Origin of the sequence: Streptomyces sp. NRRL S-495 (assembly GCF_000966955.1) — a bacterium.
Taxonomy (GTDB): Bacteria; Actinomycetota; Actinomycetes; order Streptomycetales; family Streptomycetaceae; genus Kitasatospora; species Kitasatospora purpeofusca.
This window is the reverse complement of record NZ_JZWY01000216.1, coordinates 1-1909: the sequence shown is the minus strand read 5'-3', so window position 1 is coordinate 1909 and position 1909 is coordinate 1. Positions and strand designations below refer to the sequence as shown.

The window sequence follows — 1909 nt, the reverse complement described above, 5'->3', positions numbered from 1 at the left end:
GGGCATCACGCCCGGCGACGTGATCGTCGCGAACGGGGTCCGCGACGCCGAGGGCAACCACTTCACCGTCGGCTCGGGGCTCGGGCTCACCCGGGCCCTGACCGCGCGCGGCCTGACCGCGCACACAGGCGTGCACCACACCGCCGACCACGTGGTGCGCGGCCTGGAACGGCGCGCCCTGCACCTGCAGGGCGCGCTCGCCGTCGACATGGAGGCCGCCGCCGTGCTGGCGGCCCTCAGCGAGCTGCGGCCCGGCCTGCCCGCGGCCGTGCTGCGGGTCGTCGTCGACACCCCCGAGCGGGAACTTCTGCGCCCGGGGACCCTGCCGGCCGGCGTCCGCGCCTGGCGGACGCTCCGCGCCACGGTGCCCGCCCTGGTCGACTGGCACCTGCGGAACGACCGGGCGGGCCGGGACCGGCCCTCGCCCGCCACCCTCGACCACCACCCCACATCCTCGACGCTCCCTCAGGAGGCGAGCTAGCCATGGCCATGCCGTTGCGCCAGACCGTGCGGGTCGGCACCTACCTCATGCAGCAGAAGCTCAAGCGACGCGACAAGTTCCCGCTGATCGTCGAACTGGAACCGCTCTTCGCCTGCAACCTGGCCTGCGAGGGGTGCGGCAAGATCCAGCACCCGGCCGGGGTGCTGAAGCAGCGGATGCCGGTCGCCCAGGCAGTCGGCGCGGTCCTGGAGTCGGGCGCCCCGATGGTCTCGATCGCGGGCGGCGAGCCGTTGATGCACCCGCAGATCGACGAGATCGTCCGGCAGCTGGTCGAGCGCCGCAAGTACGTGTTCCTCTGCACCAACGCGCTGCTGATGCGCAAGAAGCTGGACAAGTTCAAGCCCTCGCCGTACTTCACCTTCACCGTGCACATCGACGGGCTGCGCGAGCGGCACGACGCCTCGGTGGCCAAGGAGGGCACCTTCGACGAGGCGGTGGAGGCGATCAAGGAGGCCAAGCGGCGCGGCTTCCGGGTGACCACCAACTCCACCTTCTTCAATACCGACACCCCGCAGACCATCATCGACGTGCTCGACTACCTCAACGACGACCTCCAGGTCGACGAGATGATGATCTCCCCGGCCTTCGCCTACGAGAAGGCACCCGACCAGGAGCACTTCCTCGGCGTCGAACAGACCCGCGAGCTGTTCCGCAAGACCTTCGCCGGCGGCAACCGGCGGCGCTGGCGCCTCAACCACAGCCCGCTCTTCCTGGACTTCCTGGAGGGCAAGGTCGACTTCGAGTGCACCGCCTGGGGCATCCCCAACTACTCGCTCTTCGGCTGGCAGCGGCCCTGCTACCTGATGGCCGACGGCTATGTGCCGACCTACCGCGAGCTGATCGAGAAGACCGACTGGGACAAGTACGGACGCGGCAAGGACGCCCGCTGCTCCAACTGCATGGCGCACTGCGGCTACGAGCCGACCGCCGTCCTCGCCACCATGGGCTCCCTGAAGGAGTCCCTGCGGGCGCTCACCGAGACCGTCGGCTCCAACCGGGGCCGCTGACCGCACCCGTCGGCGGACGGCCCACCGGCCGTCCGCCCCGTCCGGCCCGGGGCCCGCACCCGGGCCGGACCCCCCACCCCGCGAGGCCGCGGCCCGACCGCGGCGGTACCACCGCACCGCTCCGAGTCGTGAGGTGAAAGCCATGTCACTGCTCTCCAGCGTCACATCCCCGGCGGACCTGAGAGCCCTCCCGGCCGCCGAGCTGCCCCGGCTGGCCGGCGAGATCCGGGAGTTCCTGATCGACGCCGTCACCCGGACCGGCGGACATCTCGGCCCCAACCTCGGCGTGGTCGAGCTGACCATCGCCCTGCACCGGGCCTTCGACTCCCCGCACGACCGGATCGTCTGGGACACCGGCCACCAGAGCTACGTCCACAAGCTGCTCACCGGCCGCCAGGAC

General features: G+C 71.2%; 2 protein-coding genes and 1 pseudogene. All 3 read left to right on the top strand.

The annotated features are described in order from the left end of the window. Positions 1 to 481 (top strand): annotated as a pseudogene (locus VR45_RS13310) (hypothetical protein); the annotation flags it as partial. A gap of 2 nt (positions 482 to 483) precedes the next feature. Continuing rightward, positions 484 to 1509 (top strand): adenosyl-hopene transferase HpnH, encoded by a 1026-nt coding sequence (gene hpnH, locus VR45_RS13305; protein WP_045939934.1) that lies wholly within the window; start codon positions 484 to 486, stop codon positions 1507 to 1509. 142 nt (positions 1510 to 1651) lie between these two features. Next, the coding region (locus VR45_RS13300; RefSeq protein ID WP_045939933.1) for a 1-deoxy-D-xylulose-5-phosphate synthase N-terminal domain-containing protein at positions 1652 to 1909 on the top strand (258 nt) is incomplete at its 3' end.